Source organism: Acinetobacter sp. NIPH1876, assembly GCF_022808535.1.
In the GTDB taxonomy this organism is placed as follows: domain Bacteria; phylum Pseudomonadota; class Gammaproteobacteria; order Pseudomonadales; family Moraxellaceae; genus Acinetobacter; species Acinetobacter higginsii.
On sequence record NZ_JALGBR010000007.1, the window covers coordinates 123,080 to 137,093 of the forward strand.

Sequence of the window (14,014 nt, forward strand, 5' to 3'; positions counted from 1 at the left end):
AACCCTATGGGACAGGAGCATTTTTTGCTGCTACTGTGTTATGACTTATTCATTTAGAATAGCTAAACTTCATAAGTCATGCCTTGCATCAGCTAAAAAATGCTCTCTGTCGCAAGCATTTGTGAAATGTTAACAAACCCTAAATAGATTAGGCAAAAGTAAGGTGAGTTGTTAGACTTATGCCGATTTCTAGATAGTTTGATGAGATTATGTCGATTCGTCAATTTCAAGCACAACGTATGCAAGCCCCTCGTGATTTTATAGCCATTCCCAATACGCCAATCTGCGTTGAAATTGGGGCAGGAAAAGGTAAACATGCCTTATTGTTTACTGGGCAAAATCCGCACACCACGTTGTACGCAATTGAGCGAACCAAAGAAAAATTTGTGGCAATGCAGAAACAGCACCAATTAGAACCACGTGAACATTTAAATCCGATTCATGCCGATGCACTTCCTTGGGTGGTGCATGCTTTATTCCCTGCACAAGTCGAACAATTTTTCATTCTCTATCCGAATCCAGAACCGCATAATCCAGCGCAGCGTTGGCTGAATATGCCATTCTTTGAGTTTCTACTCTCTCGTCTTCAGCCGAATGGCACAATTACTTTGGCGAGTAATATTCCTGAATATATTGATGAAGCAGAACAGCAATTGATTGAATTGTGGAAGCTGCCGCATGAAAAGCAAAAAATTGCAGCAGATTCTGCCCGAACACATTTTGAAATCAAATACTTAGAGCGTAGTGAGTTGTGCCAACAGTTGATCATTCGAAAACCAGAAGGCTATGCAACCCGCTTTGATGATTTTGAACCGTTACAAGGTCAAAATGCTCAAGAGCAAGCTGATGCCTAAGCGTGTTGCAATTATTGGTGCAGGCCCAGCAGGATTGATGGCTGCTGAAGTTCTAAGCCAATATGATTATGAAATTGACGTGTTTGAACAGAAACCTTCCGCAGCACGTAAGTTTTTAATGGCGGGTAAAACAGGTTTAAACATTTCACATGCTGAGCCTGTCGATAGGTTTATACAGCGCTATGACCATGCGGCATGGTTGGGGCCTTGGGTGAAGCAATGGGATGCGCAGTGGATTCAGAACTGGATGCAAGGACTTGGTATTGAATCTTATATCGGTAGCTCTGGTCGAATTTTCCCGATTGAAATGAAAGCTGCCCCCTTACTTCGTGCATGGTTAAAACGCTTAATGGCCGATGGGGTGAAGTTCCACTATCGTCATCGTTGTGTGGATTTATCCAATAATCAACTCACCATTGAGAATCAAACTCAACGTTTTAGTGCAACTTATGATGCGATTATTTTGGCCTGTGGGGCAGTATCATGGTCGCAGTTAGGCAGTGATGGTGCATGGCAGCAATGGCTCTCAAAAAATGAAATTGAGCCTTTCCAAGCCAGTAATGCTGGTGTGCTGAAAACATGGTCGCCGTTCATGCAGGCGTGCTTCGGTCAGCCGTTGAAGCGTGTTAATGCATGGGTACAATCCGAACAGCAAACCCATGGCGATATCATCATTACTCATTACGGCTTTGAGAGTGGCGTGATTTATAAACTGGGTCGTGATCTCAGAGCACAGCTTGCCCAAAAACGGCGTTTACAATTACATCTGGACCTACTACCTGATGTCAGCATTGATCAATTAGAAAAGAAATTACAGGGCAATAAAAAGCAGTCTTTGACCAATCTCTGGCGTAAAGCAGGTTTGGACACTGTCAAAATTAATCTACTCCGAGAAATTGTCGAAAAAAGCTTATGGTCAGATGCCAAGCAAATGGCTCAGCAAATTAAGCAGTTGAGTATTCCTTTGGATGGCTTCCGTCCAATCGAAGAGGCTATAAGCTGTGCCGGTGGTGTGAAGCAAACTGCTGTATCCCCACAATTGCAATTGCAATCTAATCCATATGTGTTTTGTTGTGGTGAAATGCTAGATTGGGATGCACCGACAGGTGGCTATTTATTGACAGCTTGTTTCGCAACTGGAAGAGCGGCAGCAGAAGGGGTTAATATATTTATCAAATGATAAAATAAGCTAAAATACTTAAATAAAAATAATCTAAATCAATTGATGAAGAGGGTATATGAATATTGAGCCGACTTTGGAAACACAAAACAATGAGATCATCAAACCATTTCAACTGAACAACTTATTTCGCTTGTTTTTCCAACCGAAAAAATTCTTTTCACAATCTAAAAACTATCATCATCAAAGTATCCTTTTTGCTGCTTATCTGATTGGTATCGTTGCGGTCATGGATCGAGTCGATCAAAAATTATTAAGTGCAGAAACAAGAGGCATTAGGCCATTGATCGACTGGATTACTGCATCCTGGTTGAGTTACTGGTTATGGGTGTTGGGTATAGGAGTTATTTCAGCAGCGATTGCGTGGTTAGTACAAGGCTGGTGGTATAAAAAAAGATTACAGTTTTCAGGCGCAAAAGAGGCTGATCCACAACTTGCCCGACACGTGTATGTATTGCAATCCTTGGTCTTTGTATTGCCGATTGTGATTACAACGGTGATCCAAACGTTTTTATATCCAAATTATTTGGAAGCCTATAATCAATCTACATTTTTAGGCTTTATTCCCGTTCCATTTTTATTCTTGTCCTGTTGGGTGAGTTACCGTGGGGCTACACAAGTGTTTAAGACCAATGGATGCGCAAAACTTTGGTTTTTAGGCTTACCAATCCTGCTCTACGTGATGATCATTGGCGCATTTACTGCCTTGATCAGTTGAGTTGAAAAAGGCTTTGTGATTCCTCTTAAATCTGGTCATATTTCTTGAGCAGATTTGCCTTGTGATTCAGCATTTAAAAATGCTAGTTTTGAGTAAATGTTCATCAGGAATAGGGATATGTCTCAAGCTTCACCCGTATATCGTGGCAGTTGTTTATGTGATGGGATTCATTATGAGATTCATGGTGAAATCGGTGAGATCATACAGTGTCATTGTCAGCGTTGCCGAAAAGCCAATGGCACGGCTTATGCGACCAATGCACCGATTAGCAGTGCAGCTTTTAAAATTACTCAGGGTGAAGAGTTGGTTAAAAAGTTTGCTGCATCGGGCGTGTATCGCTGGTTCTGTGGTGAATGTGGCTCTCCACTGATCAGTTCGCGCGATGCACAGCCTGAGCTTTATCGCTTAAGAATCGGGACTTTAGATACACCTTTGCAGCAGAAACCAAGCATGCATATTTTTGCGGCTTCTAAAGCCGAATGGGATTGTATTGCCGATGATTTACCGCAATATGCTGAACGTCCCTAAATTGGACGTGTTGTTATCATGATTTTTGAAACGTCTGATTTAGATGCCAATGAAATCTATCGCTTGTTGGTTGGGGGAATTACCCCTCGACCGATCGCATGGATCAGTACCCTGTCGGCAGATGGGATTGCCAATATTGCTCCTTATTCCTTCTTTAATGTTGCCAGCTGTAATCCACCCATTTTATGGTATTCGCAGGTCAATCCAAGAAATGGGCAGGATAAAGATACCATTCGCAATTTGATTGATACACGAGAATGTGTGGTGCATATTGCCAATACAGCTTTACTGGAAAAGATGAATTTATCCTGTGCTTTATTGCCACCAGAGCAAAGTGAATTTGATTTTGCACAGATTGAGTCTGAACCGAGTCATGCGGTCGCAGCCTTGGCGGTAAAGCATGCGCCTGTGCGTTATGAATGCCAGTTACGGGAAATCATTCAACTGAGTACGCTTCCATTAGGTGGAACAGTAGCTTTGTTAGATGTGAAATCGATTTATGTTGATGATCGACTCTGGGATGGGCAGATGATTGATCAACAGCAACTTCAGAGTGTGGGCAAAATGGGCGGGGATTTTTATAGTTTAAGCACCGACTTGCGTAAACTAGCTAGACCGATTCTGAATGCAAATGCAGATATAAAAAAAGGAGGTTAAACCTCCTTTTTCTTATTTTGTAGTGAGTGCTTCAGCTTCAAATTTGACACCATCCCAGCCATGTTGCATAAACTGGCGGATATTTTGATGGTCAGTGGCTTCTGGCGTTGCCAATACAGACGCATAATGCTCTGCAAATAAACTGAGCGTATCTGCTTGATTCAAGCCTTCAATTTTGGCAAAGCTGAGTACTTTGGCACTGCCTTGGTTTTCAGTCGCAGCATTCGATTGTGCACCATTCTGAAAGGCAGTTGGAGTATGTTGATAACGTGCTTCGATAAATGCCAATACATCTGCAAATTTTGCCGAGCCATCTTTCAGTTGTGCCAATAAGCTTTGAGCCATTTTTAAAATTCCATGTTGATTGAATCAATGGTAAGCATCATAACATTGAAAATGCAGAATAGAAGCTGGACGCGATTTGAACTGGACGTAGCACAGTCAGCGGTTTATGCTCAAACAGAGTATTAATCTATTGAATAATAATGAATAGACATCGTTTAAAGTTATCAATATCCAACGCTGTGCTTCGATTTTTAGCACCTATTTTAAGTTGTGGTTTGCTGTTACAACTCCGCCGTAGGATGATGCGACGACTGCCTTTTATGCGCTTGCAGAGTCAGGTCAGCAATGTAGTGTACTTGTCTTGGTTGGTTGATGTTGAGCAAGTACGTCTGCGTTATCCGAAATCTGTACCGTTATGGGAAAAAGATGGGAAAACCATTTTTACCATTTTGACTTATCAGCATCAGCATTTTGGCTTCAGTTTCTTGGGTAAATTACGTCAGTTCATGCCTTCACCCAAACAAAGCAACTGGCGCTTTTATCTGGATGATTCACAGCCCAAGACGGTGATCTTTGAGCAGGTCGTGGTTGATCAAGTACTGTATGTTTTAGGTGGTCGTCTGGCCAGCGATGTGATGCCTGCACAATATGCATCGATGTTTCAGCATCAACGGGCAGAACATGTGATTCATACTGAAATGAGTGTTGATGAACATTATTCCTTGAAGAGTGATGTGCAGATGATTAAGGAAAAGCAATTACCTGATGCATGGCAGCAGTTATTTCTCTCTTGGGAGGGTGCTGTTGAGTTCTTGGTCGATCAAGACCATGCATGGGCGGAATGGGTTGATCAACCGACTCGAATGTCGCAGGGCGATATTCAGATGCCTGTACAGTTTCAGCAGATTCAAGCGGCTGAGATTCTGAGCTTAAAGGCCCCTCAATTGTTGCAACAATTCGGTTTAGATCAGGATGCTGAAGCGTTTGCTTTTGTTATTCCCTCACTGGATTTCTATGTGGTTGGAGAGCAAGTCTTAGCTCAAACAACCTAAATTGTGGATAACTTTATATTTATACACACTTGATTTATAGCTCAAAACAGCAGTTGAGTTGTCTAAAAATTATGTTATTTTAGAACAAAGGAGATGGCATTCCTCCTATTACAAACCGCCGCTGTGGCTAATGATGCCTACGTTACCCTGAACAGGGGGCGTAGGTTCGTGCGTGCTCTGTTCCCTTTTTGGAGTTCGCAGATGAAAAATAATCAAAAAAACGTTGATCTATCCATGTTAAATGTCGCTTTATCTCCTGCGCGATGTGTGGAGTAAGCCATGTATTATCCTTTACTCTCAATCGCGCTTGGCTCGGTACTCGGCGCATGGTTGCGTTGGTTCTTGGGTTTAAAACTTAATCCAATTTTTCCCAATATTCCTTTAGGTACAGTCACGGTTAACTTTGTCGGTGGCTTTATTATTGGTTTTGCAATTTCTTATTTTTCTCAAAGTTCACTGAGTCCCAATTACAAGCTGTTTGTGATTACAGGCTTCTGTGGTGCATTAACCACCTTTTCGACCTTTTCTGCCGAGATTATTGCGTTATTGCAAAGTGGTAAGTTGGGTTATGCCTGCGCAGCAATTTTGATTCATGTGATTGGATCATTGCTGTTTACCATTTTAGGTATGAGCTTGCATCAATGGCTGAGTGCCGCTTAGCTTTGGAGTGATGACAATGAATGGATTTTTACTGAGTTTTTACACGGCACAAAACCGGACTTATCAGGGACAAATGATGAGTGAATGGTTATTGGCAGTAGCGAAACAAATGAATTTGCCTGGCGCGACGGTACTGGCAGGGATGGAAGGTGTGGATCATCAAGGTTTATTTCATTCGGCCAGTTTTTTTGAGTTGGCTGATCGGCCCGTACAAATTCAGTTTGCGGTAAGCGATCAACAGGCGACGGAATTATTGGACTATTTGAATGACAAAGAAATTTCTTTGTTTTATGTCAAAACACCGATTGAATATGGTGTGGTGGGACAGGCCAAGCCAGATTCTTGAAAGTGAGGCATAAAAAAAGAAGTCTAAGTGGAGGAGAGATAACCTTAGACTTCTAATGCTTACAGCCTAATGTGTGAAACTTAAATGAAAATTAAGCTTTGCGGTTAAAGCGCGCAAAGCGTTTGTTAAAGCTTGCGACACGGCCTTCATTGCTGGCTTGGCGAACTTCACCCGTATAAAACGGATGTGAAGCGCTGGAAATATCAAGCGTCACATAGGGATAGACCTGACCTTGATATTCTTTGGTTTGTTTCGTCTGTAGTGTACTGCCAATTAAAAAATAGGCATCGGCATTGGTATCGTGAAACAGTACTTGTTGATAAGCAGGATGGATATCTTTACGCATTTTGAATGACTCCTATTGTTAATAGAAATGTTATAACATAACAATATATGCCGTCAATCTTGTTCATTTCAAGTTTTGTTGGAAATTATTTGTAAACAATGAATCAGCGAGCATGAGATATAGAACTTTGCTTAAGCCATTTCATTTGTTAAAAGTTTGAATATGAAACAAATAAAAATGCCAATCATCTGATTGGCATTTTTATGAAGTTTAGTTCGGGACTAATTCTTCAAATAAATCATTGAGATTGTCATGCACTTTGAGGTGAATCAGGTTCCAGTAATGTCCTGAAATGGTTCGATTAACCATCAAGGTATCTGGAGAGGGTTTAAATAGATCCCAGTATTTCAGGGATTTTTTCACCAACAGCATGCCATCGTGATGCGATGAGTTCTTGGCAAAGTCATAATGAGTGCTTAGTGGGCGCAACAGGATTTCAATCCATTGCGTATACAGTTCGCTTGGAAATTTCTGTTTCTCCGCAATTGAATGCAGTTCAACCAGTAAGTCTTCAACCTGAGCAATATTCTCTTGGCGGGCTGCATTCACCAGTGCTTTGAAGTGCTGAATGATTTCAGGTGAAAGAGTCTTAACGCTGCCATAATCATAAATAATCACACTACCGTCTTCGCGGAAAGCAAAATTGCCTGGATGTGGGTCACAATGGAAACGTTTCAAGAAAAACATTTCCTGTCCTAAAGCACGAATTAGACGACGACCAATTTGATTACGCGTTTCAACTGACCATGTGCTGGCGGTTTCGATGGATTCACCCTGCTCAAGACTGAGCGTGAGTACACGACGTGATGAATAGTCTTTATATACAGTGGGGATGATGATTTGATCATCCAGCTTTTCATGGAAGGTTTTAAAGACTTCTAAGTTTTGTGCTTCAATTTCATAATTCAGTTCGGCAGATAAACTATCTTGGATTTCCTGAAACAGTTGATCTTGCAGCTTCTTATCAATCTTTAACACCCCCATCAGGCGTAAAGCCAGACGAACCTGTTTTAAATCACTTTCACAGGCTTGATCTACCCCAGGATATTGCACTTTCACCACCACAGCCTGACCGTCTGGCAGTACTGCACGATGCACTTGACCAATTGAGGCAGCAGCAAAAGGTTCCGTCTCAAAAGAGCTAAAAATCTGGTTTAAAGGTTTGCCCAGCTCTTTTTCAACTTGTTGCTGAATCGCTGCAAAAGGCATGGCAGGGGCTTGGCGTTGTAGTTTGGCAATCGCCTTTGCCACTTCTGGTGGGAAGATATCTTTATATTGCGAGGCAATTTGCCCGACTTTCATCACCGCACCTTTCATCTCACCTAAGGTATCGGCAATTTGTAAGCCGATATCTTGGAATAGTTTGCTACGTGCAGCATTTTTTTGTTCTTCATCTGCGGTGAGATTGCGAATGGAGTTGGCAACACTTTTGCTGGCAATACTTGCGGTCATGCCAGCCAGTTTAAAAAAACGCTTACTGGGAGAGCTTGCATGTTTTGCCATATGTGCTTGACCTCGGATGATCCAGTTTCAAAGTGATGCTTTGATCATAGGCGACAAAACTTAAATTGCCTATACCAAAATGTTAAGTGATGTAAGCATGTCGTGAAGGAAGGGAGCCTTGATGAGCGCATCAAGGCAAGCGCAGCATCCGTGCTGCTCTGAATCAATAGCGCTTATGTATTGAGAGCACGTTGTGCCAAACGTTTATTGTTTAAATATAAACGGCCGATCAGTAGCACACAGGCAATTGTTAAACCAATAATCAGGCCGAGCCAGACACCAGCAGCGCCCCAAATCGTATAGGGCGCGAGGTATAGGCCGATCGGGAAGGCGACGACCCAATACGCCATTAAGGTGATCCACATCGGCGCTTGAGTGTCCTGCATGCCACGTAAGCACCCAGCGGCACTGACTTGCCAAGCATCCATCAACTGATAAGCCATCGCGAACCAGAGCAGGTACATCGCCACAGGAATGACATTGATATCCGTGGTATAGATCGCCACGATATAGGGACGTGCAAGCACAATCAGTGTCATGGTCAAGGCAGCAAAGATCGTAGCTGTAATTAATCCTACGATTTGTACTTGGCGCATTGCATGCCAGTTTTGTTCGCCATAATACATGCCAACACGAATCGTCAAGGCAATGGCTAAGGACAGCGGAATCATAAACAGCTGTGACGTCATCGAAATTGCAATCTGATGCGCTGCAATCGCATTTTCACCCAGTGGCCCCAGTACAATCGCTCCAGTACTGAAAATGCTGACTTCGAAAAATACCGCCAGCCCAATCGGTAAGCCCAGTTTTAAAATGCGTTTAATCCAAACAGGATCAATTCTTTCCCATTTGGTGAAGATCGGTGCCTGTTTATAAGCTTTGGCTTTGGAAATATAAATGGCTAAAGTGATAAACATGAGCCATTGCAGGATCGCCGTTGCAAAACCACAACCTGCACTGCCTAATGCTGGAATTGGCCCAAAGCCATACATAAAGATAAAGTTCAGCGGAATTAATACCAGTAATGCAATCAAGCTAATGGCTGTGACAGGGCGTGGATGTCCCAATGCTTCAGAATAACTGCGTAGTGCCGCATACATCATCACTGCAGGCATACCAAAACCAATTGCATGTAAGAACAGGCTTGCTTTGGGGATTAAGCTTTCAGGCACACCAAACAAAGGGAGAAAGATGGGCATACATTGCAGAATCAACATCGCTACAATACCGAGAATCACGGCAACCCATAAAGACTGACGCGCAATGGTTGGAATTTTTTCAGGCGTTCTCGCACCACGCGCCTCAGCCACCAACGGTGTGGTTGCCAACATAATCCCTGCAAAGAGCAGCATGACAGGAATCCATAGACCAACACCCACGGCAATCGCAGCCAAATCAGTGGCAGACAGATGCCCTGCCATAATGGTATCAATTAAACCTAATCCAGCTTGGGCAAACTGTGTAATTAGGATCGGGAACATCAAATGAAATAGCTGTTTAAGCTCAAATCGCTTGGTTGTGACATGGGACACAAAAATTACTCTTATTAAAATGAGGGAGAATTAGCGTTGTAATGTGAATAGCACACCAATAAAAATCACAATACTACCGAGTAGACGTTGCCAATTGATCGGTGTTTTGTCTGTACCTAACCAGCCAAAGTGATCAATCAACATGGAAATAACCAATTGTCCAAAAATCACTAAACCTGAAAAAGTTAAAAATCCGAGTTTAGGTGCAGTATAAATGCTCATACTGATTGCATAAACCCCAAGACATCCCCCTAACCACAGATACCATGGAATTTGTGAAAGTTCAGTTAAACTGGGTTTGTCTACGCCTTGGAAATAAACCAATAGGGCTAGAATAATCGTCCCAATCAAAAAGGAAAGTAAGGCGGCTTGTAGTGGCGAGTTCAGATACTCGCGAAGTTGTGCATTGATCGCCGTTTGAAAGGCCATTGCTATTCCAATCCCTAAAGCAAGCGGCAGAATAAACAGCAATTGGCTGGAAATTTTCATCATATTATCGGTCTAATTGTTGTTTATGCTTTCAGTCTAACTGAATACACGGGGGATGATAAGCCGTAGGCGTGTCGATGCTGCAACTGTGCCGAGTCGAGTCATGTTAAAATAATCAGGTTCTATCATTGAGCTTGTATTTTGAGTCCGTTAAATCCTGCAAATATCCCACTGTCCTTGTATATCCATATGCCTTGGTGTGTACGTAAATGTCCTTATTGCGACTTTAACTCACACGCTGTGCCTGATGGGCAATTGTCACTGGATTTAGAACAGCAATATCTTGCTGCATTAGTGGCTGACTTTGAGACGCAGATTGAAATGGCGCAAGGCCGATCGATTCACAGTGTGTTTATTGGTGGTGGTACGCCATCACTGATTTCTGCACAAGGTTATCAATGGCTGTTTGATCAACTCAAAGCACGTTTAGACTTTGAGGATGGCTGTGAAATTACACTGGAAGCCAATCCAGGGACGGTTGAGCATGACCCATTTGCTGATTATCTGGCGGTGGGGATTAATCGTTTATCACTGGGCGTACAAAGTTTTGATCCTGAACATTTACAACGACTAGGTCGTATCCATTCAGCCAATAATGCATTGGATGCGATTCAGCAAGCACGTCAGGCAGGTTTTGAGCGCGTTAATGTTGATCTGATGCATGGTTTGCCCCAGCAAACAGAAGAACAAGCCTTAACGGATCTTAAATTGGCTGTGGAGCAGGGTGCAACACATATTAGTTGGTATCAACTGACCATTGAGCCAAACACGGTTTTCTTCCGAACCCAACCTGTATTGCCTCAAGATGAAGTTTTAGAACACATTCAGGAGCAGGGTGAGGCATATTTAAAGGCCAAGGGTTATGTCAATTATGAAGTTTCAGCATGGCGTAAGGAAAAGCCATCTGCGCATAATTTAAATTATTGGCAATTTGGTGATTATCTGGCGATTGGTGCAGGAGCACATGGCAAAGTCACCCGACCAGATGGGATTTATCGTTTTCAGAAAACCCGTTTGCCGAAAGACTATTTAGCCAAAGTGCCAGCTGAGCATGTACAAATGAAACGGATTGAAGCTGAGGAATTGCCGTTTGAGTTTATGATGAATGCCTTGCGTTTAAATCAAGGTGTGGCTGCTGAATTTTATACTCAACGTACTGGGCTTGCGTTGGAAGATTTGAATGAGACCTTGCATCAGTTGCGTGAGAAAAAACTGCTCATTGCTGATCAGGATCGAATTGCCTGTACCGAGCAGGGGCATATCTTTTTAAACTCGGTGTTAGAGAAATTTTTATAATTCAATGATTGTAATGCTTTAAGCACGGATGCTTAAAGCAATTCAAATCAGTCTGTCATTTTTCTGAAAGAAATTAGGCAGACAATAAAAAAGCCTCATCAATGATGAGGCTTTTTAGAATTTGGTGGGTCGTCCGCGATTCGAACGCGGGACCAACGGATTAAAAGTCCGCTGCTCTACCAGCTGAGCTAACGACCCTGAGCGAGGATAAGTAAAACAACGTTTTACCTGAGCGCAAGAGAAAATCTATGATTTTCTGTGGCTTAACCTCTTACAGGCATTTGTAAAATACATTTTACAAACTATCAAAACATTAGATGGTGGGTCGTCCGCGATTCGAACGCGGGACCAACGGATTAAAAGTCCGCTGCTCTACCAGCTGAGCTAACGACCCTAAGCATGTACTTCAACAAGCTTCGCAAGAAAAACTAATTTGTTCTAAATGCGTCTTCGTTTTGATGTTGCGTATTCTAGCAACTTATTCAGCTAACACAAGAGGAAATTTAAAAACATGTGCATGATTGTTTATAAAAAGCACGATTTCCTCTTGTTTAGCTAAAAAATAAACTAGAAACGGTATTGATAGCTTTGAATATTATCAAAGATCTCAGTATTTACATCACTATAGCTGCTTGCACCGGGTAATAAAACCAGTAAACGTTCAGAAGTTTTGCTTGGATTAAAGCCGTCTTCTTTCAGTTTATTCTTCTGGTATTTAAATGTACCTGTGGTTTCAACTTTCTCTTGAACACGTAAGAAAACAGGAATGGCATAAGACGGTAAGCACTTTTTAAACACATTAACCATGTCACTTAAATCCGCTTCATTAAGTTCTGCGCCATCAACCAAAGTAATCGCTGCCATACCTGCGCGACCATTGGTATTTGGAATTTCCACGCCATAAACCACAGCCTCTACGATCTTTTCATATTCGCAGACCATATTTTCAACTTCTGTGGTTGAAACGTTTTCACCTTTCCAACGGAAAGTATCTCCTAGACGGTCCACAAACTGCGCATGGCGGAAACCAATATCACGAACCAAATCACCTGTATTGAAATAGGAGTCACCTTGAGTAAACACATCTTTCAAGATCACCGATTTGTTCTTTTCTGGGTCAGTATAACCATCAAAAGGTGAGCGGCTGGTAATTTTGCCAATCAGTAGACCGACTTCGCCTGTTTTCACTTTCTTACAGTGACCTTTCTTATCGCGGACTAATTCATTCTTCTCTTTGTCGAATTCAACGATTGCATACGGCGTTGGGGAGAAGCCAACCGTATTATCAAAGTTAAAGATGTTGCTAAAACCAACGTTGCCTTCGCTTGAAGCATAAAGTTCAAGCACTTCTTCGACGCCAAAACGTTCTTTGAATTTGCCCCAGATATTCGGACGCATGCCATTTCCGATCATCTTGGTCACACGATGTGCACGATCCTGTTCTGTGACAGGTGCATCAATCAGGTAACGACACAGTTCACCGACATAACCAATTGCAGAGGCATTGAATTTTTGTACATCTTTCCAGAAGGCACTGGTTGAATATTTACGACGAACAGCAAGTGTTGCACTGCCAGCAATCACACCACACCAGCACACGACTACACCTGTTGCATGGTAAAGCGGGAGAGTCACGTACATCACATCATCTTTACCTAGATTCAGGATATGACCATAAGTGCCATATGCCAGTGTCCAGCGGCTATGCGTGAAAATAACGGCTTTTGGTAAACCTGTGGTACCTGAAGTGTAGATATAGAACAGTCCATCTTTACCTGTCACGGTACGTGTGGTGGATGGATTGAATTTTGGGAATTGATCAATTTGTTGCGCAAGGTTCAGGTAACCTGCTGGGGCCGTTCCTGCATGTTTACGGGTTTCTTGGTCCGCAAACCAGTGGAAACGATCTTGAGCGACCTTTAAATCTTGGCGTGCTTCATCAATTGCAGCGCGAACTTCTTCCCCTGCAATGACTGCAATTGGATTGACCAGATTAATACTGTGCGCGAGTACCTTACCGACTTGTGAGGTATTCACAAGCGCAATCGTGACCCCAATTTTTGCCAAAGCAACGATAGAGGCAATCAGTTCAGGACGGTTTTCTACCATCACTGCAATCACATCACCTTTCTTTGCCCCAAGCGATAAGTAGTAATGTGCAATCTGGTTTGCCCACTCATTGAGTGCTTGGTAACTATAGCTTTGATCTTCAAATAACAGTGCGATGCCTTGAGGGTTACGCTTGACTGCTTTTTCAAAGGCAATACCTAAACCAGCAGGAGATGTTGGCGTTCGCAAATATGCTTGTTTAAGACCATTGAGGATATGAGGTACTTTAGTGATGAAGTTAGGAAGTCGAGTAGCGACATCACCAAGGGTAATAATATCGGTCTGCGTAGTTTGGCTCATATCAATCCTATTTATTTTTCGATCAATCCAAGAAATGGCTATCCGTTAGAACACAACCATTCACACCATTTTGTTAATGCTGTTTTGTAATGGTAAGTGCCTAGAGCAATCAACCTAATTTGACAAAATAACAAAAAAGCCTAGTCATCGAAATGACTA

General features: G+C 42.4%; 15 protein-coding genes, 2 tRNA genes and 1 riboswitch. Of the genes, 9 read left to right on the top strand and 8 right to left on the bottom strand.

Features of this window, described 5'->3' with window-relative positions:
* Positions 1–209 precede the first annotated feature (209 nt).
* From MN869_RS08905 to MN869_RS08925, 5 genes are all read left to right on the top strand, one after another.
* On the top strand, positions 210–854 hold the full coding sequence (locus MN869_RS08905; protein ID WP_243307237.1) for a tRNA (guanine-N(7)-)-methyltransferase: 645 nt from the start codon (positions 210–212) through the stop codon (positions 852–854).
* The gene (locus MN869_RS08910) at positions 847–2,034 is read left to right on the top strand and encodes a TIGR03862 family flavoprotein (protein WP_241286980.1); all 1,188 of its coding nucleotides are present in this window, start codon (positions 847–849) and stop codon (positions 2,032–2,034) included. The genes MN869_RS08905 and MN869_RS08910 overlap by 8 nt, the downstream gene beginning before the upstream one ends.
* 58 nt (positions 2,035–2,092) lie before the next feature.
* A complete protein-coding gene (locus MN869_RS08915) occupies positions 2,093–2,752 on the top strand; it encodes a hypothetical protein (RefSeq protein WP_241286981.1) in 660 nt (219 codons plus the stop codon).
* A gap of 117 nt (positions 2,753–2,869) precedes the next feature.
* Positions 2,870–3,280: a GFA family protein gene (locus MN869_RS08920; RefSeq protein WP_241286982.1), complete on the top strand. Its 411-nt coding sequence runs from the start codon at positions 2,870–2,872 to the stop codon at positions 3,278–3,280.
* 18 nt (positions 3,281–3,298) lie between these two features.
* Complete coding sequence (locus MN869_RS08925) at positions 3,299–3,937, top strand: flavin reductase family protein (RefSeq protein ID WP_241304841.1); 639 nt, start codon at positions 3,299–3,301, stop codon at positions 3,935–3,937.
* 12 nt (positions 3,938–3,949) lie between these two features.
* Here MN869_RS08925 and MN869_RS08930 read toward each other — a convergent pair whose 3' ends face one another.
* Positions 3,950–4,282: a HopJ type III effector protein gene (locus MN869_RS08930; protein ID WP_171550419.1), complete on the bottom strand. Its 333-nt coding sequence runs from the start codon at positions 4,280–4,282 to the stop codon at positions 3,950–3,952.
* 140 nt (positions 4,283–4,422) lie between these two features.
* On the opposite strand from MN869_RS08930, the gene MN869_RS08935 reads away from it, so the two are divergent.
* The 3 genes from MN869_RS08935 (at position 4,423) to MN869_RS08945 (ending at position 6,280) form a co-directional block, all read left to right on the top strand.
* Complete coding sequence (locus MN869_RS08935; protein ID WP_241304842.1) at positions 4,423–5,274, top strand: DUF2071 domain-containing protein; 852 nt, start codon at positions 4,423–4,425, stop codon at positions 5,272–5,274.
* Between the two features lie 80 nt (positions 5,275–5,354).
* A riboswitch (Fluoride riboswitch) is annotated at positions 5,355–5,421 on the top strand.
* Positions 5,422–5,553: 132 nt separating this feature from the next.
* Positions 5,554–5,934 (top strand): fluoride efflux transporter CrcB, encoded by a 381-nt coding sequence (crcB, locus tag MN869_RS08940; RefSeq protein WP_004802433.1) that lies wholly within the window; start codon positions 5,554–5,556, stop codon positions 5,932–5,934.
* Between the two features lie 16 nt (positions 5,935–5,950).
* Positions 5,951–6,280 carry a DUF190 domain-containing protein gene (locus MN869_RS08945; RefSeq protein WP_241272372.1) on the top strand — a complete coding sequence of 110 codons (330 nt, stop codon included), beginning with the start codon at positions 5,951–5,953 and terminating at the stop codon, positions 6,278–6,280.
* 91 nt (positions 6,281–6,371) lie between these two features.
* Here MN869_RS08945 and MN869_RS08950 read toward each other — a convergent pair whose 3' ends face one another.
* The 4 genes from MN869_RS08950 to MN869_RS08965 all read right to left on the bottom strand — a co-directional run bounded on the left by MN869_RS08950 (position 6,372) and on the right by MN869_RS08965 (position 10,153).
* Positions 6,372–6,626: a type B 50S ribosomal protein L31 gene (locus tag MN869_RS08950; protein WP_004656092.1), complete on the bottom strand. Its 255-nt coding sequence runs from the start codon at positions 6,624–6,626 to the stop codon at positions 6,372–6,374.
* Between the two features lie 210 nt (positions 6,627–6,836).
* On the bottom strand, positions 6,837–8,129 hold the full coding sequence (locus MN869_RS08955) for an AarF/ABC1/UbiB kinase family protein (protein ID WP_241304843.1): 1,293 nt from the start codon (positions 8,127–8,129) through the stop codon (positions 6,837–6,839).
* Positions 8,130–8,302: 173 nt separating this feature from the next.
* Positions 8,303–9,661: an MATE family efflux transporter gene (locus MN869_RS08960; protein ID WP_241304844.1), complete on the bottom strand. Its 1,359-nt coding sequence runs from the start codon at positions 9,659–9,661 to the stop codon at positions 8,303–8,305.
* A gap of 30 nt (positions 9,662–9,691) precedes the next feature.
* On the bottom strand, positions 9,692–10,153 hold the full coding sequence (locus MN869_RS08965) for a DMT family transporter (protein WP_241286987.1): 462 nt from the start codon (positions 10,151–10,153) through the stop codon (positions 9,692–9,694).
* A gap of 138 nt (positions 10,154–10,291) precedes the next feature.
* On the opposite strand from MN869_RS08965, the gene hemW reads away from it, so the two are divergent.
* Positions 10,292–11,446, top strand: a complete 1,155-nt coding sequence (hemW, locus tag MN869_RS08970; RefSeq protein ID WP_241304846.1) for a radical SAM family heme chaperone HemW — start codon at positions 10,292–10,294, stop codon at positions 11,444–11,446.
* A 122-nt stretch (positions 11,447–11,568) separates the two neighbouring features.
* Here hemW and MN869_RS08975 read toward each other — a convergent pair.
* The 3 genes from MN869_RS08975 to MN869_RS08985 all read right to left on the bottom strand — a co-directional run bounded on the left by MN869_RS08975 (position 11,569) and on the right by MN869_RS08985 (position 13,855).
* Positions 11,569–11,644 (bottom strand) — tRNA-Lys (locus MN869_RS08975).
* A 120-nt stretch (positions 11,645–11,764) separates the two neighbouring features.
* Positions 11,765–11,840 (bottom strand) — tRNA-Lys (locus tag MN869_RS08980).
* 173 nt (positions 11,841–12,013) lie between these two features.
* Complete coding sequence (locus tag MN869_RS08985) at positions 12,014–13,855, bottom strand: long-chain-acyl-CoA synthetase (protein WP_241286989.1); 1,842 nt, start codon at positions 13,853–13,855, stop codon at positions 12,014–12,016.
* Between the last annotated feature and the right edge of the window lie 159 nt (positions 13,856–14,014).

Excerpts from the sequence above, each read along its gene's own strand:
- MN869_RS08905 (WP_243307237.1), top strand. The coding sequence starts at position 210 with ATGTCGATTCGTCAATTTCAAGCACAACGTATGCAAGCCCCTCGTGAT.
- MN869_RS08910 (WP_241286980.1), top strand. The coding sequence starts at position 847 with ATGCCTAAGCGTGTTGCAATTATTGGTGCAGGCCCAGCAGGATTGATG.
- MN869_RS08915 (WP_241286981.1), top strand. The coding sequence starts at position 2,093 with ATGAATATTGAGCCGACTTTGGAAACACAAAACAATGAGATCATCAAA.
- MN869_RS08920 (WP_241286982.1), top strand. The coding sequence starts at position 2,870 with ATGTCTCAAGCTTCACCCGTATATCGTGGCAGTTGTTTATGTGATGGG.
- MN869_RS08925 (WP_241304841.1), top strand. The coding sequence starts at position 3,299 with ATGATTTTTGAAACGTCTGATTTAGATGCCAATGAAATCTATCGCTTG.
- MN869_RS08930 (WP_171550419.1), bottom strand. The coding sequence starts at position 4,282 with ATGGCTCAAAGCTTATTGGCACAACTGAAAGATGGCTCGGCAAAATTT.
- MN869_RS08935 (WP_241304842.1), top strand. The coding sequence starts at position 4,423 with ATGAATAGACATCGTTTAAAGTTATCAATATCCAACGCTGTGCTTCGA.
- crcB (WP_004802433.1), top strand. The coding sequence starts at position 5,554 with ATGTATTATCCTTTACTCTCAATCGCGCTTGGCTCGGTACTCGGCGCA.
- MN869_RS08945 (WP_241272372.1), top strand. The coding sequence starts at position 5,951 with ATGAATGGATTTTTACTGAGTTTTTACACGGCACAAAACCGGACTTAT.
- MN869_RS08950 (WP_004656092.1), bottom strand. The coding sequence starts at position 6,626 with ATGCGTAAAGATATCCATCCTGCTTATCAACAAGTACTGTTTCACGAT.
- MN869_RS08955 (WP_241304843.1), bottom strand. The coding sequence starts at position 8,129 with ATGGCAAAACATGCAAGCTCTCCCAGTAAGCGTTTTTTTAAACTGGCT.
- MN869_RS08965 (WP_241286987.1), bottom strand. The coding sequence starts at position 10,153 with ATGATGAAAATTTCCAGCCAATTGCTGTTTATTCTGCCGCTTGCTTTA.
- MN869_RS08985 (WP_241286989.1), bottom strand. The coding sequence starts at position 13,855 with ATGAGCCAAACTACGCAGACCGATATTATTACCCTTGGTGATGTCGCT.